Here is a 1,261-nt window from a genome sequence, read left to right on the forward strand (position 1 = left end):
TGAAGTGACCCCCGTCGGCTGAACACCTCCAGACTTGGCATCAGCCAAGGAGGGAGGGCCCGAGTGGGCCGACGGAGCAAGTACCCCGAGGAGTTCCGGCAGCGAGCCGCGCAGCTGGTGCTGGACAGCCGCCGCAGCATCCGCGACGTCGCCGGCGAGCTCGGCATCAACCACGAGACGCTGCGCAACTGGGTCACCGCCGAGAAGCGTCAGCGAGCCGATGGGCCGGCCGCGCTCAGTGCTGATGAGCGGATGGAGCTGGCCCGGCTGCGGCGCAAGGTCGCCGAGCTGGAGCTCGAGCGGGAGATCTTGAAAAAAGCCGCGGTCTTCTTCGCTCGGGAGACGGGCCGGTGAGCCGCGGACTGGTCTGCGAGTTCATCGCCGCGGAGAAGACCAGCTACGGCGTGCGCCGTCTCTGCCGAGTGTTCCGGATCAGTCCCACAAGCTTCTACGCCTGGGCCGCCCGCGCCGGCGGACCCACGGCCGCCGAACTCGACGACGCCTACGCCATCGAGGCCGCCCGCGAAGCCTGGGTCGCCCACCGCCGGATCTACGGCGCCCGCCGGCTGACCGCAGAGGTCCGCGACCGCGGGCACGACTGGAACCGGAAACGGGTCGCTCGGCTGATGCGCCTGGGCTCGATCGAGGGCGTGCACCGGCGCCGGCGCGGCAAGTACGGCCGTCGCTCGGTCTCCACCGCGACCGCCCCGGACCTAGTCGAACGGAACTTCACCGCGGCCGCCCCCAACCAGCTGTGGGTCGCCGACATCTCCTACCTGCGCTCTTGGGAAGGCTTCGTCTACCTCGCCGTGGTCGTCGACGCCTTCAGCCGCAAGGTCGTCGGCTGGGCGATGGCCGACCACCTGCGCACCGAACTCGTCCTCGACGCCGTCGGCATGGCCATCACCACCCGCAAGCCGCCGGCCGGAACGGTGCACCACACCGACCGCGGCACGCAGTACACCTCATATGAGTTCGGCAAGGCGCTGCGCGCCTCCGGGGTACTGGCCTCGATGGGGCGGGTCGGCTCGGCGTTCGACAACGCGATGGCCGAATCGGTGTTCGCCACGCTGAAGACCGAACTGATCTACCGCCGCTCCTGGCCGACCCGCCACGAGCTGGAGATGGAGGTCTTCTCCTACCTCGAAGGCTTCTACAACACCCGCCGCCGGCACTCCCGGCTCGGCAACCTCAGCCCCACCGACTACGAGACCATGCACCTGACACAGAACGAGGTGTCCGCCTGACGGGGGTCACTTCA

2 protein-coding genes are annotated in these 1,261 nt (G+C 69.3%); both read left to right on the forward strand.

The genetic code is table 11. The features are described 5' to 3' along the window. The first annotated feature begins 63 nt into the window (after positions 1 to 63). Positions 64 to 354 (forward strand): transposase, encoded by a 291-nt coding sequence (locus O2W16_RS21580; RefSeq protein WP_269160900.1) that lies wholly within the window; start codon positions 64 to 66, stop codon positions 352 to 354. Next, positions 351 to 1,247: an IS3 family transposase gene (locus O2W16_RS21585; RefSeq protein ID WP_269160901.1), complete on the forward strand. Its 897-nt coding sequence runs from the start codon at positions 351 to 353 to the stop codon at positions 1,245 to 1,247. Before O2W16_RS21580 ends, O2W16_RS21585 begins: the two co-directional genes overlap by 4 nt. Positions 1,248 to 1,261 lie beyond the last annotated feature (14 nt).

The organism is Modestobacter sp. VKM Ac-2984 (genome assembly GCF_026967985.1).
GTDB lineage: Bacteria > Actinomycetota > Actinomycetes > Mycobacteriales > Geodermatophilaceae > Modestobacter.